The sequence below is a fragment of the Phocaeicola sp. genome (genome assembly GCF_057861905.1).
The window spans coordinates 1-19,032 of record NZ_DBMACV010000067.1; the positions used below are offsets into that span (position 1 = coordinate 1).

The 19,032-nt window shown below is 43.8% G+C and carries 13 protein-coding genes and 1 pseudogene; 7 read left to right on the forward strand and 7 right to left on the reverse strand.

Going from position 1 to position 19,032, the window contains the following annotated elements; all coding sequences use genetic code 11:
- Positions 1-647: 647 nt before the first annotated feature.
- Positions 648-1,589 carry a hypothetical protein gene (locus ACZM60_RS11845; protein WP_021970809.1) on the reverse strand — a complete coding sequence of 314 codons (942 nt, stop codon included), beginning with the start codon at positions 1,587-1,589 and terminating at the stop codon, positions 648-650.
- 161 nt (positions 1,590-1,750) lie between these two features.
- Between ACZM60_RS11845 and ACZM60_RS11850 the strand changes: the two genes are divergently transcribed.
- From ACZM60_RS11850 to dnaA, 3 genes are all read left to right on the forward strand, one after another.
- Positions 1,751-2,971: an N-acetylmuramoyl-L-alanine amidase family protein gene (locus ACZM60_RS11850; RefSeq protein WP_489521605.1), complete on the forward strand. Its 1,221-nt coding sequence runs from the start codon at positions 1,751-1,753 to the stop codon at positions 2,969-2,971.
- Between the two features lie 21 nt (positions 2,972-2,992).
- A complete protein-coding gene (locus ACZM60_RS11855) occupies positions 2,993-3,880 on the forward strand; it encodes an MlaD family protein (RefSeq protein WP_418587283.1) in 888 nt (295 codons plus the stop codon).
- Between the two features lie 326 nt (positions 3,881-4,206).
- Positions 4,207-5,616: a chromosomal replication initiator protein DnaA gene (dnaA, locus tag ACZM60_RS11860; RefSeq protein ID WP_021970806.1), complete on the forward strand. Its 1,410-nt coding sequence runs from the start codon at positions 4,207-4,209 to the stop codon at positions 5,614-5,616.
- 247 nt (positions 5,617-5,863) lie between these two features.
- On the opposite strand, the gene ACZM60_RS11865 is transcribed toward dnaA, so the two are convergent.
- Entirely contained in the window at positions 5,864-6,604 is a 741-nt protein-coding gene (locus ACZM60_RS11865) for an NADPH-dependent oxidoreductase (protein ID WP_021970805.1), read from the reverse strand.
- Positions 6,605-6,915: 311 nt separating this feature from the next.
- On the opposite strand from ACZM60_RS11865, the gene ACZM60_RS11870 reads away from it, so the two are divergent.
- Positions 6,916-9,462, forward strand: a complete 2,547-nt coding sequence (locus ACZM60_RS11870) for an adenosylcobalamin-dependent ribonucleoside-diphosphate reductase (protein WP_021970804.1) — start codon at positions 6,916-6,918, stop codon at positions 9,460-9,462.
- Between the two features lie 4 nt (positions 9,463-9,466).
- Positions 9,467-9,838 (forward strand): dihydroneopterin aldolase, encoded by a 372-nt coding sequence (folB, locus tag ACZM60_RS11875; protein ID WP_021970803.1) that lies wholly within the window; start codon positions 9,467-9,469, stop codon positions 9,836-9,838.
- 367 nt (positions 9,839-10,205) lie between these two features.
- Here folB and ACZM60_RS11880 read toward each other — a convergent pair whose 3' ends face one another.
- The 4 genes from ACZM60_RS11880 to ACZM60_RS11895 all read right to left on the reverse strand — a co-directional run bounded on the left by ACZM60_RS11880 (position 10,206) and on the right by ACZM60_RS11895 (position 17,739).
- On the reverse strand, positions 10,206-12,671 hold the full coding sequence (locus ACZM60_RS11880) for a glycoside hydrolase family 95 protein (RefSeq protein WP_489521606.1): 2,466 nt from the start codon (positions 12,669-12,671) through the stop codon (positions 10,206-10,208).
- Between the two features lie 182 nt (positions 12,672-12,853).
- Entirely contained in the window at positions 12,854-14,194 is a 1,341-nt protein-coding gene (locus ACZM60_RS11885; RefSeq protein WP_340319429.1) for a citrate/2-methylcitrate synthase, read from the reverse strand.
- An 18-nt stretch (positions 14,195-14,212) separates the two neighbouring features.
- Entirely contained in the window at positions 14,213-15,472 is a 1,260-nt protein-coding gene (gene icd, locus ACZM60_RS11890) for an NADP-dependent isocitrate dehydrogenase (protein WP_021970800.1), read from the reverse strand.
- Positions 15,473-15,480: 8 nt separating this feature from the next.
- Positions 15,481-17,739, reverse strand: coding sequence for an aconitate hydratase (locus ACZM60_RS11895; RefSeq protein ID WP_489521607.1), 2,259 nt, complete (start codon positions 17,737-17,739; stop codon positions 15,481-15,483).
- Positions 17,740-18,021: 282 nt separating this feature from the next.
- Between ACZM60_RS11895 and ACZM60_RS11900 the strand changes: the two genes are divergently transcribed.
- Both ACZM60_RS11900 and ACZM60_RS11905 read left to right on the forward strand, forming a co-directional pair.
- Positions 18,022-18,345 (forward strand): FtsB family cell division protein, encoded by a 324-nt coding sequence (locus tag ACZM60_RS11900; protein WP_021970797.1) that lies wholly within the window; start codon positions 18,022-18,024, stop codon positions 18,343-18,345.
- Positions 18,338-18,682 (forward strand): hypothetical protein, encoded by a 345-nt coding sequence (locus ACZM60_RS11905; RefSeq protein ID WP_340319431.1) that lies wholly within the window; start codon positions 18,338-18,340, stop codon positions 18,680-18,682. The genes ACZM60_RS11900 and ACZM60_RS11905 overlap by 8 nt, the downstream gene beginning before the upstream one ends.
- A 112-nt stretch (positions 18,683-18,794) precedes the next feature.
- On the opposite strand, the pseudogene ACZM60_RS11910 reads toward ACZM60_RS11905, so the two are convergent.
- Positions 18,795-18,935 (reverse strand): annotated as a pseudogene (locus ACZM60_RS11910) (S46 family peptidase); the annotation flags it as partial.
- Positions 18,936-19,032 lie beyond the last annotated feature (97 nt).

A 19,032-nucleotide genomic window follows, 5' to 3' on the forward strand; every position in this document is an offset into this window, starting at 1 on the left:
TGCTGCATATTGTTGCTTTCCGAAGAAGCCGTGTATCAATGTTACAAGAACTCTTGACACACAGCTCGCTTTGTTTTGAATTCGTCGAACTCACGTTATTTTAAGAATTGCGGATAATTTATTTTTAAAATGAAAAGAACTTACCCTAAGAAAAAGTATACCCCAAATTATAAATAAGTTTCAAAGCTATCCAAATAAGAACATATTGAATGAGATATCTACAATTATCCGTCATATAGACAGTTTGTTAAAGGTTGTAAACCATACGACTTGTATCTTGCCTCGCCGTCTGCTTAGCAATATTTCGGCAACATATCACAACGACATTACGACGTTAGCCGAAATACCTCTGATTATTCTCTCGAAAACGTCTGGACGTTTTTTTAAAATTTGTACAAAAACTTATTTTTTTTGTACAAATTTTCAACGGAATGTCACTATGTAATAAAAAGAACGCCGAACGACATCCGAAAGCCTTGCGGCAAGTGTTACCCGACCAAGCTTAACTAATAACACTAACCCGCCAAACGCTACACCTTATTTATATAATATATAATTTCAAAGATTCAGGATCCTACCAAGACTTCCCGGGTCATCTTTTTTATAAATTCCGTAAAAGGAACCGTCGTTATACGCCGAGTACATGCTTAACCGTTCTTTCTCTTTTTCCAAAGTTGCCAGCTATTGATGATATTCTGCCATACTACATAACTTCCAGGAGCTATTGCCGAAACGGGATTCAAATATGTACATGCCATCCATATGGCCAAGACCGTATTTTTTTGCCCTAATGCCTGTCCGCCGCTGATACGGTCGGAATACATACCCCCGATATTCTTTCCAGCCCAAAACTGAAGACAACAAGCGACAAGTGCCAACAGTGCTATCAGGAATTCCTCACCCATGGAGGTATCCCCTTCGACAACCGATTTCGTAGTCTGCCCCATTACGATAATCAAAGCCAATGCCCATAAATAAAATGCCATATCTTTCAGACTCACTAAAAAGCGATGTACCGGAGGACAGAAACGACGCAACAGCACAGCGGTAAAGAAAGGAAACAGCAGCAACGGGAACACTTTACCTAAAATACGCAGAAAAGATTCTCCAAAAGCCATATCCGAAGGTTCAACCAACGGAAAAACCAGCGGCACAATGACGGCTGCCAGCAGATTCGACAACAACGTATAAGTGGTCAGCGAAGCCGCACTTCCTCCCAGCTTTCCGGTAATGACAGCAGCAGCTGTGGCAGTAGGGCAAATCAAACAGACCATAGTTCCTTCCAGTGCTACACTCCAATATTCATTCAGCGGCAGAAAAAGCAGTAAAGATGCGATTACGACACAAGAAACAAACTGGATAAGCAGCAGCCATACAGTCCAGCGCTGCGGAACAAGTTCCTTTACTTCCACCTTACAGAAGGTCAACAACAGCTGGGCAAAAATAAGAAAAGGAGTGAGCCATGCTATCATTACCTTTACAAGGGGCTTGGCAGGAGCCAGAAAATCGAAGGTCGCAAAGCAAAAATATCCGATAACTCCGGCAAGCATGGCAAGAGGAAGTGTCCAATTTTTTATAAACTGTAACATAAATGTTCTGATTTAACGAACGGCAAAATTACACAAAACCCATAAAACATATTGTATTTTTAATTGTTTTTATAGGCGTTATCTACTGATTAGTTAATTCTTATCTCCTTAAATGAAGACAGAGTACAAAAAAACTATTACCTTTGCAACGAATAAGCCATATGAAAAAGAATACATTCAACATACTTTGCATCATCTGTATCTTACTGATATCCGGCCTGCCCGAGCACGTACAGGGAGCCTCTCAGAAGCAGTTCACCGTAGTCATCGATGCGGGACACGGAGGAAATGACCCCGGAGCAATAGGCAGACGCGGACGCGAAAAGAACATCAACCTGAATGTTGCATTAAAACTGGGTCGGCTCATCGAAAACAACTGCAACAACACGCGAGTCGTTTATACCCGCAAGAAAGATATATTCGTACCGCTGCATACAAGAGCAGAAATAGCAAATAACGCAAAAGCCGACTTATTCATCTCAATACATACCAATTCCGTCGCCTCACAAAGCAGCAAAGTCTGTGGAACGGAAACTTATACGTTAGGACTACACCGCACTCAGGAAAACCTGGAGGTCGCCAAAAAAGAAAACTCGGTAATCCTGATAGAAGATGATTACAAGCAACGTTATGCCGGATTCAACCCTAATTCGGCAGAAAGTTACATTATCTTCGAATTTCTGCAAGATAAGTATATGTCACAAAGTGTCAGTTTCGCAACCATGATACAGCAGCAGTTCCGCCAAAACGCCCGCCGCGCAGACAAAGGAGTGCATCAGGCTGGATTTCTGGTACTTCGGGAAACATCCATGCCCAGCGTATTGATTGAACTTGGATATATCACCAACCCCGGAGAAGAAGCATATCTGCTTTCAGAAAACGGCTCGTCGGCATTGGCACAAAGCATCTATCAAGCGTTCCTCAACTATAAGCAGCGCAGCCAGAAAAGTACCACGTCTGCATTACCAGCCAGCGAACCGGAAGAAGATACTATAACCGAACAGTCGGCACCACAGCAGGAATATGCAGAAACGCTGCCAAGTGAAGAAATGGTTTCAGAACAGGCTTCTGTACAAAAGTCATCTCGACCGACAGAAAAAGCTCAAACAGCCAAGCCTGTATTTAAAATACAGATTCTTACATCCGACAGAGTACTTCCATCGAGAAGCAGACTCTTTAAAGGACTTTCTCCCGTAAGCTATTATAAGGAAAACGGAATCTATAAGTATACCTACGGAGAAGGTACAGACTACAACCGGATACTTCGGCTGAAACGCAATAAAGTAGACAGCAAATTCAAAGATGCTTTTATCATAGCATTCAAGAATGGCGAAAAAATGAATATCAACCAAGCTATCAGAGAATTTAAGAAAAACAGATAACAAAAAAGAATCCAGATAAATATGAGAAAAGAAGTAAAAATAGGTTTTGCAGGAATTGCCGCACTCATCATTCTCTACTGTGGAGTAAATTACCTGAAAGGGGTTAACATGTTCAAACCGGAAAGCTACTATCATGTAGAGTTCACAGACATCAACGGACTTGCACAATCGAGTCCTGTATTTGCCAATGGTTTTAAAGTCGGCATCGTCCGCGACATACAATATAATTACCAGAAACCCGGACACGTAGTGGTTGGTATAGAGATGGATCAGGAAATGAAAATTCCTACCGGAAGTAGCGCCGAACTGATAACCGAAATGCTGGGAACCGTCAAGATGAATCTGCTGCTGAACCATGAAAGCAATACTTATTATAATGAAGGGGACACCTTGCCAGGAACAGCAAATACCGGATTACTGGGAGCAGCCGAAAAAGAATTGCTTCCCAAAGTAGAACAGATGCTGCCTAAATTGGACTCAATCTTAGGCTCACTAAACAAACTGCTTGCCGATCCTGCATTAAGCAAAACTTTGCATAATGCCGAACAACTGACTGCCTCACTGAATGCAACAAGCACACAGTTAAACAAACTGATGGTGACAGATGTTCCTAAACTCACCAGTAATGTAACCGCTATTACAGAGAACCTGAAGACAATCAGCGATAACCTGAAGGATGTTGACTATGCAGCTACTATTGCAAAAGCAGACTCAACACTTCATAATGTATATCTGCTCACCGATAAACTGAACAGAAAAGACAACTCTTTAGGACTGCTGATGAACGATTCCAGCCTATACAACAACCTGAATGCAACGACTGCCAATGCAGCCAGTCTGCTGGAAGATTTAAAGGCACACCCAAAACGTTATGTACACTTCTCGCTCTTCGGAAAAAAAGACAAATAATCTTGCTTATATAGAAATATTCTAAATAGTAAAATAAGGTTATATCATCTTATAAGAAACAATAACTTGCTGATATTCAACACCGGGATATCAGCAAGTTAAAAACAGACAAGAATCATACAAATATATAAATATTTGAGAAACAACTTCTTGCAAACAAGCAAATCACAAAAATTGCCAATCAAAAAGCTTTAGTAAACAATATACTGATTTACAATACATTGCAAGATTAATCAAAAAAGCAAGCAAAAAGAGATTTGTTTTTCTGAAAATTGATTACGAAATTTGCAGCGTAGAAGTTTCGCTTTATTAATAACAGATTAAATATGATTGAGAACAATCAGGCTATTGTATTATGGAAACGTTGCCTAAATTTCATAAAGGATAACGTTAATGCGACAGCCTATAAAACATGGTTCGAACCTGTCGTACCATTAAAATTTGAGGATAAGGCCTTGACAATCGGAGTCCCCAGTCCTTTCTTCTATGAATACTTAGAGGAAAAATATGTGGGACTTTTGCGTGCCGCTATATATAAGGAGATTGGTGAAGGAACAGAGTTGATGTATTCTATCCTTACCGATAAGACAAATCATATAGCCATTGACATGAAAGGGACAGAGCGTTCGTCAGCTTTGCCTCCGCAAACGCCTATACATAATGGTAATAAAGCACCCAGCCTGTTACAAGCTCCGGCTGTACAGGATCTGGATCCACACTTGAACCCGAACTACAATTTCGAAAACTTTATAAAAGGAACAAGCAATGAGTTTTCCAGAACCGTTGCAGAAACAGTAGCACAGAATCCGGCACGTACATTCAACCCGTTGTTTTTGTACGGTCCGTCGGGTGTAGGAAAAACTCACCTTATCAACGCTATAGGTACACGTATCAAGGAATTATATCCAGAAAAGCGTGTGCTCTATGTATCTGCTCATTTGTTTCAGGTACAATACACTGATTCTGTACGCACAAACCACTTTAACGATTTCATCAGTTTCTATCAGACGATTGATGTTCTGATAATCGATGATATTCAAGAGTTTGCGGGAGTTACAAAGACGCAGAATACATTCTTCCATATATTCAACCACTTGCATCAGAACGGCAAGCAATTGATTCTTACATCCGACCGTGCTCCCGTAATGTTGCAGGGTATGGAGGATCGTTTGTTGACTCGTTTCAAATGGGGACTGGTAGCAGAATTGGAAAAACCGGACATCGAATTACGTAAGAATATCCTGCGCGATAAGATTCGCCGTGATGGATTAATCATTCCTGAATCTGTTATTTGCTACATTGCTGAAAACGTAAACGAAAGTGTACGTGAGCTGGAAGGTATCGTAAACTCATTGTTAGTATACTCTATCCAGTTGAAGCGTGAAATAAACCTCGACTTAGCGCAACGCATCGTACGCAAGGCTGTACGCTGTGCTGAGGTGAAACCGCTCACAGTAGATAATATTATCGAAAAGGTATGCAGCCACTACAAGGTAGATGCTTCGACCATCCATACTAAAACGCGTAAACGTGAAGTTGTCCAAGTACGTCAGGTTGCCATGTATCTGGCAAAGAAACATACAGACACTTCTTCATCCAAGATTGGTCAACTCATCGGCAATAAGGATCATGCTACCGTACTTCATGCATGCAAGATTGTAAAAGATCAAGTAGAAGTAGACAAAGCATTCAAGGCTGAAATCGAAGAAATAGAAGCCAGCTTGCATCAGAAATAAAGATGAAACCATTGATACCCGAAGAAAAAGGAAATGTATTACAGCTAAAGATTCACATTCCCAACATTCGGAATTATCATCAAATAAAAATAGAAATCGCCCCCTCTGAAATTCAAATAAAATTTTTGAGAGGGCGATTTTTTATTATCTAAGTTTTCCCCAGACTTGTGCTAAAATACCTGTTTCACTTTTCAACCAACGCAGAACAGAAAAGAGAAATATAAGGATAGAAACTGAGTAATGTTTTTTACTTATCGAATTTCTGTTCTTTCAATGTTTTCTTCAGCATGTCCGACATCACTTCATTATCAGCTTTCCGATAACGGATATCCGTAAAAATCTGAGCTAAAGTTTCAGTGTGATTGATTTCCACAAACTGACGGTTTTCAGGAAGTGATTCTTTATAAGCAAAGATTTCGTCTATATCCTCTGGCGTATAATCGTGATAAACCTCTTCGTGTATAATACCCTTTATCGGCAAACGATCGGGCTGAACAGGAGTTTCATCCGGATAGCCCAACGTAATAGTTGCAACAGGAACAACCAGCTCCGGTAAATGTAAAATCTCTATAATCTGATGAGGATTATAAATAGTAGTACCCAGAAAACAAGTTCCCAGTCCCTTATCCTCCGCAATCGTGCAAAAGTTCTGAGTGACCAGCAACGCATCTGTCATTGCATTCATAAAAGAAAGCAAGTTATCATAACCCGGTTCTGCCTTCCGCTGACGACACCATTTACTGAAGCGATTGAAATCGGCACAGAAAGTCAAGACAACAGGAGCAGAAGTCACCATCGGCTGATTAAAATGAGCAGGCGCCAACTTAGCCTTCATAGCAGGATCACGAGTCACTACCACACTATACAATTGCATATTTCCCATGGTAGCAGCACGAAAAGCAGTTTCGAGCATTTCGTTCAAAAGATCAGCCGGAACGTCCTGAGCCTTGTATTTACGTATCGTACGTCTGTTTTTTATAGAATCCATAATCAATATTTTTAATTTATCTACAAAGATACAAATAAAAAATAAGTATATGCCAATGAAACGCCAACAAACACAAGAATAAAGCATTGTTATTCAAAATAGTAAACTTCGCAAGCACCCACAAATAGCCAAGCAACTAATTACCAAACATTTAAAACATAAAAACGGAAAACTTTTCAGATTGTTGATAACTTCTTCCTGTTTTATTTTGCAAATCAGAAAAACATCTTTAGCTTTGCAGCAGTTTGTTATTGAATAAAAAGCGAAACTATACATATTACAGAATAACGAACTAACATCATTATATAAAAGTGGAAAAACAAACGTACAGCTATGACGAAGCTTACAAGGCCTCGTTACAGTATTTTAATGGGGATGAACTTGCTGCTCGCGTGTGGGTAAACAAGTACGCAGTAAAAGATTCCTTTGGAAACATCTACGAAAAATCTCCTGAGGATATGCATTGGCGTATAGCTAATGAAGTAGCCCGCATTGAGGCAAAATATCCTAATGCACTCAGTTCGGAAGAACTCTTCGGCTTACTCGATCACTTTAAGTACATCGTTCCGCAAGGAAGTCCGATGACGGGTATCGGAAATGATTATCAAGTAGCTTCACTATCCAATTGTTTTGTTATCGGTCTGGAAGGATCGGCCGACTCTTACGGTGCAATCATCCGCATCGATGAAGAGCAAGTACAATTGATGAAACGTCGTGGAGGTGTAGGTCATGACCTTTCACACATCCGTCCGAAAGGTTCTCCGGTCAAGAATTCTGCATTAACTTCTACCGGTCTGGTTCCTTTCATGGAACGTTATTCAAATTCAACTCGTGAAGTTGCTCAAGACGGACGCCGCGGTGCACTGATGCTTAGCGTTTCAATCAAACATCCGGACTCAGAAGCATTCATCGATGCTAAAATGACAGAAGGAAAAGTTACAGGAGCAAATGTTTCTGTCAAGCTGGACGATGAATTCATGCAGGCTGCTGTTGAGAACCGTACCTATACCCAACAGTTCCCGATTGATTCTGAAAATCCTCAAGTAAAGAAGGAAATCGATGCTTCGGCTTTGTGGAAGAAGATTGTACACAACGCATGGAAATCGGCTGAACCCGGTGTATTGTTCTGGGATACCATCATACGCGAATCAGTACCCGACTGCTACGCAGACCTGGGATTCCGCACAGTTTCAACCAATCCTTGTGGTGAAATTCCTTTGTGTCCGTACGACTCCTGCCGTCTGCTGGCCATCAACTTGTACTCGTATGTAGTAAATCCGTTTACTCCGGAAGCTTATTTCGACTTTGAACTGTTCAAGAAACATGTCGGACTGGCACAACGTATCATGGACGACATTATCGATCTGGAACTTGAAAAGATTGAAAAAATCATGGAAAAGATCGATTCAGATCCGGAAAGCGAAGAAGTAAAGGGAACTGAACGTCATCTGTGGGAAAAGATTTATCACAAATCCGGATTAGGACGCCGTACAGGAGTAGGTATCACTGCCGAAGGAGATATGCTTGCAGCCATGGGATTACGCTACGGAACAGAAGAAGCTACCGAATTCTCTGAAAAAGTTCACAAAACCATTGCAATCGAAGCATACCGTTCTTCTGTCAACATGGCAAAAGAACGTGGAGCATTCCAAATATACGACGCAGCACGTGAGGCAAACAATCCGTTTATCAACCGTATAAAAGATGCCGATCCGGAACTGTACGAGGATATGAAGAAATATGGCCGCCGTAACATTGCATGTCTTACCATCGCTCCTACCGGAACAACCAGCTTGATGACTCAAACCACTTCGGGTATCGAACCTGTATTTATGCCGGTATACAAACGCCGCCGCAAAGTAAATCCGAACGATGCCAATGTACATATTGACTTCGTAGACGAAACAGGAGATGCTTTTGAAGAATACGTGGTATTCCATCACAAGTTCCTCACTTGGATGAAAATCAACGGATATGATCCAGACAAGCATTATACACAAGAAGAAATAGACGAACTGGTTGCCAAATCTCCTTATTATAAAGCAACATCAAACGATGTAGACTGGCTGATGAAGGTCAAGATGCAGGGACGTATTCAGAAATGGGTAGACCATTCTATCAGCGTTACCATCAACTTGCCGAATTCTGTCGACGAAGAGCTGGTAAACCGTCTGTATGTAGAAGCATGGCGCTCGGGATGTAAAGGCTGTACCGTATATCGCGACGGCTCACGTGCGGGAGTTCTTATCTCTACACAGAAGAAAAAAGACACTCCGAAAGAAGATGACTGCCACTGCAAACCACCTCAGATAACAGAAGTACGTCCGCGTGTACTCGAAGCAGATGTTGTCCGTTTCCAGAACAACAAAGAAAAATGGGTAGCTTTCGTCGGACTGCTGGACGGTCATCCATATGAAATATTCACCGGTCTGCAAGACGACGAAGAAGGTATCGTACTGCCAAAATCTGTTACTTCAGGACGTATCATCAAGAGTTACGACGAAGACGGAACCAAACACTACGACTTCCAGTTCGAGAACAAGCGAGGCTACAAGATGACTATCGAAGGTTTGTCCGAGAAGTTCAACAAGGAATACTGGAACTATGCCAAGCTGATATCGGGTGTATTACGTTACCGTATGCCTATCGAACAGGTTATCAAGCTGGTTAGCTCACTGCAGCTCGACAGCGAAAACATCAACACTTGGAAGAACGGTGTACAGCGTGCACTGAAGAAATATGTACAAGACGGAACCGAAGCCAAAGGAATGAAATGTCCTAACTGTGGACACGAAACCTTGGTTTACCAGGAAGGCTGCCTGATTTGTAAGACTTGCGGAACATCTCGTTGCGGATAATCCTATGAAACCGACAGCAAACATGTATATCCACCTGAAAGGCCTGAAACTGTATGCTTATCACGGTGTGCTTCCTCAGGAAAATCAGGTGGGTGCAGAATACACCATCGACTTGCGCTTGAAGACAGACTTCACACAAGCGGCGGAAACCGACCGACTGGAAGGTACCGTCAACTATGCGGAAGTGTTCAGTGCCGTGAAAAAGGAGATGGGTATTCCTTCCCAACTACTGGAACATGTAACATGGAGAATAGCCAGGAGGCTGCTGGACGATTTTCCAACAATCAGCGAAGTCAATATCGCTCTTTACAAGCAGAATCCTCCGATGGGAGCCGACTGCTCTCAAGTTGGCATCGAGGCCACTTACCTCAGATAAGAAAAAACAAGCTCCGGATGGTGAAAATAATCCTATCGATTACCAGTCACCCATCCGGAGCTTGTTTTATTTATCAATATATCACGAAGTATCAGTTGTATGCCTTCAGTTCTCACCATACAGCTTAAACAACCTATTCCTCCTAAAGCCTGCTTAGCCTTTATCGGAAAGCAAGGTTACTTTATCTATTCGTCCAGACGATTCAGAAAAAACCTCTGCACGTTTTCGGAAATTTTGTACAAATAAAAATTTTTTTTGTACAAAAAATAGCCGTAATACGGGCACCTTCTTGGGGAAATAACACCACTTTTCCAAAAAACTTCCCGAACATCTGTTATAACAAGATCTGAGAAATTTTCATAACCTACTACATACCTCTTGTTATCTCATAATCCTTTCCAGCCTCCGTCGTCAAATCGTACTCATATACTTTGGGAATGACAGGATACTGCGGATTGATTTCCTCCGATACCAGCGGTTCCTTTATCTCAGCCTGTACGAACAATGGATTAGGATTCTTGCCCGATGCAGGTTTCAGCCCCTCTCCTTTCAGTGGAACATACGAACGCAGACGCAAGTTGCCACCCAGACGGGAATGTATTCTGGCTGTATTCAACTGAACGCCATTCCAGTCCATATCGACTACAAAACCGCCACGAGCCACCAAACCCTTCACTTTTCCCTCGGCCCATTCATCCGGCAGAGCAGGAAGCAAGTGCACAGCTCCATCGTGACTCTGCAACAACATTTCCGCTACTCCGGCAGTAAATCCAAAATTTCCATCTATCTGAAAAGGAGGATGTGCATCAAACAGATTGGGATAAGTTCGACCTTCCGGATATTTATCCTTCACCTCATCGCTCGGAAGCAATACCAGCAGATTGGAAATCATCTTATATGCATGGTTGCCATCGAGTAAACGTGCCCACAAGTTAATCTTCCATCCGATAGACCATCCCGTAGCCTTGTCGCCACGTTGCAGCAAGGTATTTTTAACAGCCTGAAAAAGCAACGGATGAGTGAACGGAGAAATCTGATTGCTGGGGAACAGGCCATAAGCATGTGATACATGCCGATGCCCGTCTTTAGGATCATCCAAGTCTTCCAGCCATTCCTGCAACTGGTTATACCGCCCTATCTGCATCGGAGGCATTTCAGAAATCAATGTTCGCAACGAATCGCGATAACCTTCCGAAAGCCCCAAAACTTCGGAAGCATTGAGCGTATTGTTCAATACATCGAAAATAATCTGATTATCCATTGTGCAGCCTGATACGATAGTAGAAGCTTTTTCGGCATCCTCTCCTTTGGGACCATGTTCGGGCGACATGGAAGGAGCCGTTACTTTCCATCCATACTTAGGGTGAGGTATCATATAGTCCAGGAAGAAATCGGCTGCCCCTTTCATGGCAGGATAAACCTGCTTTAAGAAGCTCTTGTCGCCGGTATATAAATAATGCTGCCACAAGTGAGTCGTCAGCCAGGCACCTCCTACAGGCCATGTACCGTAAAAAGCCTTGTCCACCGGACCAGTTGCCCTCCAGATATCCGTATTATGATGAGCCACCCACCCGCTGCATCCATACATCGTGTGTGCCGTTTCACGTCCGGTCACAGCCAAATCTTGTATCAGACTGAACAGAGGTTCGTGGGTTTCCGACAGATTGGTAACCTCTGCCGGCCAGTAATTCATCTCGGTATTGATATTGATTGTATATTTTCCATCCCAAGGAGCGTTCAACTGATCGTTCCATATACCTTGTAAGTTGGCAGGCTGTCCTCCCGGCTGCGAAGAAGAAATCAACAGATAACGGCCATACTGAAACATCAGTGCTGCCAATGCCGGATCGTGTCCCTGACTGAAGCTGGCAACACGCTTGACGGTTTCCTGCCTGGACGCTTCTGTATCTTCGTCCCCGAGCGACAAGGAAACTCTATCGAACTGCGACTGATAATAATCGACATGAGCTTTCAGTGCCGAAGGATAATCGTGCTTCAGAGCAGCGGTCAGCAGGGCCGAAGCCTTTTTACTTTCATTACCAGTGACATCGTGATAATTGATAAAATTGGTTGCCGCCGCAATATATAGAGTAGCCGATGTAGCATGCTCTACAGAAATAGCCTCATCCGTCAGACTGACCTTGCCTCCTTCGGCTACCACCTGACTTTGAGTTTCAATTTCTATCACTCCCTTCACTCCCTCATGGTCACCTCCTTTGCCGCGGAGAACCAGCTTTTTTCCCTGCTTTCTTACCGTACTTTGCAGCGGAGAAGTATAACCAACCTTAAAATTCAGTTTGCCCGGCCGGTCGGCTGTGAAACGGACAATAATCACACGGTCGGGAAAAGAGGCAAACACCTCACGCTGGAAATTTACTCCGTCCACCTGATAACGAGTTGTTGCCACAGCCCTTTCCAAATCGAGGTCACGATAGTAATCTACTGCCTTCTCATGCCCCGGTGTTTCAATTACCAGACTTCCGATTGTCTGATAAGGCATACCGTTCCGCCCCGTATAAAATGTCTGGTCAATCAAGTTCTGCGCGTCCATTGTCTTTCCCGAAAAGATCAGCTTGCGTACTTCATTCAGACTCTCCAACGCCTTCGGATTGTCGTTTCTGTACGGTCCGCCTCCCCAAAGCGTTTCTCCATTCAACTGCAATTCCTCGTGCGATGTACCTCCATACACCATTGCCCCCATCGAAGAATTTCCTATGGGCAATGCCTCTACCCACGTTTTTGCCGGTTGCTGATACCACAGCTTCAAATTTTGTGCTTGCACCGGAAACATGATGCAGATACATGTTCCTACTAATAACAAATGTTTTTTCATATAAGATTCAGTTACTGTATTTACGACAATAAAGGTAACGAAAAGATTACTGGCATACAACCCTTTCAGTACTTTTATATACCCGCTAAAACACAATAAAAAACTGTCCACGTTTACGCTTTTCCAAACGAAAACCCAGACAGTTTCTTGTGCTGAATGCAAACAGTTATCAAAAAGAAATCTTATCGCTCCGTTATAGGAACATACCCGACTTCCTCAAGCACGTTCTTGTATGCCGGACGAATGATACGACGTCCCTCGAAATTCAATTCCTCGATGCGGTGTGCCGTCCATCCTACGATACGTGCCATGGCAAAGAGCGGCGTATAAATCTCCATCGGAAGACCCATCATCTCGTAGATAAATCCTGAATAGAAGTCGACGTTCGAACAAACCTGTTTCTTCGTCCCTTTCACTTTCTTGAAACATTCTATGGCACGCTGCTCCAGCAGTTCGAGGAAAGCGAATTCTTTTTCGCATCCCTTCTCGGCAACCAGTTCGCTTGCGAGCTCTTTCAGAAGTACAGCACGGGGGTCGGAAATGGTATAAACGGCATGTCCGATACCATAAATCAGCCCACTGCCGTCGTATGCCTCCTTACGTAACATACGCATCAGGTACGTATCTATTTCATCTACGTTCGTCCAGTCGGAGATAACTTCCTTCAGGTGATGGAACATCTTGACAACTTGTATATTCGCACCGCCATGCAAAGGACCTTTCAACGAGCCGATGCCTGCCGCAATGCTGGAGTAAGTATCTGTACGGGTAGAGCTGGTTACACGTACCGTAAAGGTTGAGTTGTTACCACCACCGTGTTCTGCCTGAAGTACCAGCAGCAAATCGAGCATACGAGCCTCCAGCGGCGTATAGTCCTTCTTTATCATGTAAAGGAAGTTCTCGGCTATCGACAGGTTTTCGTGCGGATGACGGATATGAAGCGAACGTCCGTGAATACTGTGACGATAAATACTGTACGCATAAGCAATGATAGTAGGAAACTTTGATATCAGTTCGATGGACTGACGCATCAGGTTATCGCGTGAGATATCGTCCGGATTCGGATCGAAGGTATACATTTCGAGCACACTTCGTGCCAGGATGTTCATAATGTTCTGTCCCTCCAAGTCGATGATATTCATGGTCGTCTTCTTGTCGAGCGGCATATTGTCGTTTATCAGCTCCTTGAAAGCCTCCAGTTGTTCGCTGTCGGGCAGTTCTCCCGAAAGCAGCAGATAAGCAACTTCCTCGAAGCCGAAACGTTTTTCTCTCAGCAGGGCGTGGGCAATATCGTCCAGATCATACCCTCTGTAAAACAGTTTTCCGGGAATAGGCTTCAAGCCATCTTCCGTACGTTCATATCCTACAACGTTACCAATCTTGGTCAGTCCCACGAGAACACCCGTTCCGTCTTCATTACGCAATCCGCGCTTCACGTTGTATTTCGTAAAAAGCTCATTGTCTATCCGGCATGCCTGTTTGGCACACTCCGAAAGTTTATATACGATGTATTCTTTTTTCATGTCTTGATACGCTCTTGATTATAATGATTCTAACACACGCTGTCCGAACTCTTTCGTACCCAAAGCTTTTCCTTCGGGCATGAAGCGTGCCAGATCGGACGTTGCTTCTCCCGCCTCAAACAGTTGTTCCAGAGCATTGGTTATGAGGGTAGCAGCTTCTTTCCATCCCAGATATTCCAGCATCATGACAGACGACAGCAACAACGAGCAGGGATTCACCACATTCTTTCCGGCAATATCGGGGGCCGTACCGTGAGTAGCCTCGAAAATGGCATGTCCCGTCAGGTAATTGATATTGGCTCCCGGAGCGATTCCGATGCCACCTACCATAGCAGCCAACTGGTCGGATATATAATCTCCGTTCAGGTTCAGGGTGGCAATAACCGAATATTCTTCCGGAATAAGCAGCGTATTCTGCAAGAAAGCATCGGCAATGCAATCCTTGATGATAACTTTTCCTGTATTCATCGCATCGGCCAGTGCAGCTTTTGCTGATTCTTCGCCCAAATCCTTCTTCAACTGATTGTACTGGTTCATCGTAAACGTACGGTCGGCAAACTCCGTTTCTGCCACTTCGTACCCCCAGCGCTTGAAACCTCCTTCGGTAAACTTCATGATGTTTCCTTTGTGCACCAGTGTAACCGACGGCAGTTTATGCTGCAACGCATACAAAATAGCCGCACGTACCAGACGTTTGGTCCCTTCTACCGAAACAGGCTTTACCCCGAACGATGAAGTTTCGGGGAAACGTACCTTCTTCACGCCCATTTCATCGCGCAGGAAAGCATAAAATTTCTGCGCTTCGGGAGTACCCTGTTCCCATTCGATACCGGCATAAATATCTTCTGTATTCTCACGGAAAATATGCATATCTACTTTTTCCGGTTCCTTGACGGGAGAAACGACTCCACGGAACCAGCGTACCGGACGCAGGCAGACATACAAGTCGAGCGTCTGACGCAAAGCAACATTCAGCGAACGGATTCCTCCACCTACCGGTGTAGTAAGCGGTCCCTTAATACCTATCAGATACTCGCGGAAAGCATCCATCGTAGCTTCCGGCAACCATTCACCAGTCTGTGCAAAAGCTTTTCCACCTGCCAGCACTTCTTTCCATTCGATGGAGCGTTTACCGCTGTAAGCCAGCTTAACGGCTTCGTTTACAATCTGCTGACATACAGGAGTTATCTCAGCTCCTACTCCATCACCTTCTATAAAAGGAACTGTTACACAGTCGGGCACTACCAGCCGACCATCTTGCATATAGACTTTACTCATAATCTTTTTTATTGTTTTTTGAATGTATTCAGGGCACACCCTGCTTTAAACCAACCGATCTGCATCTCATTGTACGTATGCGATGCGAGGAATGAATCTTCTGTTCCGTCTTCATGTTTCACGATTACCTGCAACGGTTTTCCCGGAGCAAAGCTATCCAGTCCTACTACCGAGATGAGATCGTGTTCTTGTATCTTGTCGTAATCGTCTTTATTTACAAAGGTAAGTGCCAGCATACCTTGCTTCTTCAGGTTTGTTTCGTGAATGCGGGCAAAACTCTTGGCAAGAATTACGCGCACATTCAGGAAGCGAGGTTCCATAGCTGCATGTTCACGACTCGAACCTTCTCCGTAGTTTTCCTCTGCCACTACAATAGAAGGAATGCCTTTTGCCTTATATTGCTTTGCCACACTCGAAACGGCTTCATACTCGCCCGTCAGTCTGTTCCACACACTATTGGTCTTGCCATTGAATGCGTTTACAGCTCCCATCAGCATGTTGTCGGAAATGTTTTCCAGATGTCCGCGAAAACGGAGCCACGGTCCCGCCATCGAGATATGGTCGGTAGTACATTTGCCCTGTGTCTTAATCAACAACGGCATATCTGTCAGGTCCTTTCCATCCCAAGCCGCAAAAGGAGCCAGTTTCTGTAAGCGCTTCGAATCGGGAGCAATCGAAACTTCTATATTCTTGCCGTCGGCAGCCGGAGCTACATATCCGTTGTCGTCTACCGTAAATCCCTTATCCGGCAGCGTTTCTCCTACAGGTGCATCCAGCTTGACCAGCTCACCTTTTTCATTAGTCAACGAATCGGTCAGCGGATTGAAGCACAAATCACCGGCAATAGCCAGCGCCATAGCCAGTTCCGGCGAAGCTACAAAGGCATGCGTATTCGGGTTTCCGTCGGCACGCTTGGCAAAATTCCGGTTAAACGAAGTCACGATGGAATTGGCGCGCAGCGGATCATCCGTCACACGTTTCCACTGCCCGATGCACGGACCGCAGGCGTTTGTCATAATCACACCACCTACCGCCTCGAAATCGGCTATCATTCCGTCACGTTTCGCCGTACAGTAAATCTGTTCCGAGCCCGGATTGATGATAAGCTGGGCAGCCATTTTCAACCCTTTAGCTTTCACCTGACGTGCCAGCGAAGCAGCACGGCTTAAATCCTGATACGAAGAATTTGTACACGAGCCTATCAGCCCCACTTCCATACGCTGCGGATAACCGTTTGTACGTACTTTTTCCGCAAATTCCGATATCGGGCATGCCGCATCGGGCGTAAACGGCCCATTGATATAAGGTTCCAGTGCAGACAAGTCGATATCGATAACCTTATCATAATAGCTTTCCGGATGAGCTTCTACTTCTGCATCAGCCTTCAGATACAGCGCATTACCCGAAGCCATCGTTGCCACTTCCTTACGTCCTGTAGCACACAGATACTTTTCCATTTCCGCATCATAAGGGAAAATAGAAGTCGTAGCTCCCACCTCGGCACCCATATTACAGATAGTTGCCTTTCCGGTAGCAGACAGAGAAGCCGTTCCTTCTCCAAAATATTCTATAATGGCGTTGGTAGCTCCTTTTACGGTAAGCATACCCGCCAGTTTCAATATGACATCTTTCGGCGAAGCCCAACCATTCAGCTTACCTTTCAGACGCACACCGATAAGCTTCGGCATTTTCAGCTCCCACTCCATACCGGTCATCACATCTACAGCATCAGCTCCTCCTACCCCAATGGCAATCATACCCAGACCACCGGCATTAGGAGTATGTGAATCGGTTCCTACAATCATTCCTCCCGGAAACGCATAATTCTCCAAAACAACCTGATGAATGATACCCGCCCCCGGTTTCCAGAAACCAATATTATATTTGGAGGCAACACTCTTCAAAAAGCTATATACCTCTTTGTTCGTCTCTTCGGCTACAGGCAAATCCTCTTTCACTCCGCGATATGCCTGAATGAGATGGTCGCAATGTACCGTAGCAGGAACCGCAGAACTATCCTTTCCTGAGTTCATGAACTGCAACAATGCCATTTGTGCCGTAGCATCCTGCATGGCAACCCTGTCCGGACGAAAGTTTACATAATCTTCTCCACGACGGAAAGCGGCAGCTGTGCCCGCATCATACAAATGAGCATAAAGTATTTTCTCTGCCAATGTCATGGCCTTTCCCAGTTTTACACGCGCCGCATCTACATGCACTGCATACGATGCATAAAAGCGTTTCAGCATCTCAATGTCGTAAACCATTCTGTATTCCTTTCTTTTTTACCTTATTTCTATGTCACAAACATATAGAAAATATTTTCAATAATCAATAAAAATAGAATAAAATCATTCATTTTGACAGAAAAGTACACAATATTGCATAATTATAACATAAAATAAGCAATCAATGCCGGGTAAATATTCGACAGTAAAAGTACATCATCGGGAAATGGCGTCCTCCCGTTCTGAAAAAATAAAATCTACGAACACACAGACTTCACAGATAATCACTATCTTTGCCTGTGAATCATTAGGATAGATTATATGAGCAAACTGAAAAAAGCATGGGAATACATCCGTCGGCATAAATATCTCATTACGATACTTGCCTTTTTGCTGATAATCGGTGTATTGGATGAAGAAAACAGTCTGATACAGCGCTTTTCGCACTGGCGTGAGATTCGTACACTCAATACTGAAATCGAACATTACCGCAAGCAGTACGAAAGGGATAGCCGTGAACTGAAAGAACTGACTTCCAATCCGGAGGAACTGGAAAAAGTTGCCCGCGAAAAGTATCTGATGAAGAAAGAAAACGAGGATATTTATATTTTTGAAGAAGATTTGAAAAAGAACAAGGATGAGTAAATACTATTCTGTCATAGCTATCGTAGGGGCGATAGTTTTATTATTGGGAGCAGCGTTACAGATAACCAAACTGGTATGGGCTCCGTATTTTTATCTAATAGGTGCCATTATGTTTGCTTATGTACAGGTCATGAGCGGCTACGAAGGTAAAAACATCGTTATCCGCCGCTTACGTCGCCAGCAAATTATCGGAGCCATCCTGCTGGTGGTAGCCGGAGTGATGATGATACTCTGGAAACGAAACGAGTGGGTTGCATGTCTGACAATTGCAGCCGTACTGGAACTGTATACAGCTTTCCGCATACCTCAGGAAGAAGAGAAAGAAAAGAAACATTAATATACAAAGAAAAACGCCGGGACAAATCATTCAATTCGTCCCGGCGTTTTTTTTATCTCTCGCCACGTTTTCTTTATTTCATTACCATGTTTTTTTAAGAACATGTATCATGTCAACGCACGATAGTCATTTCGTCTATCAGATGCTTGGCACCGGCATATTTATCGATGACAAACAATACATAGCGAATATCGACACAGGCAGCACGCTGCAACTGCGGATTATAGGCAATATCGCCGGTCAGACCTTCATACCTGAGTTCGGGATAAGTTTAGAATAAGGCCAGTTGTTTTGAGTCCTCAATATAGTATCCTTGCAATGCATCCGGTTTGTTTTCAAAGAAACAATAA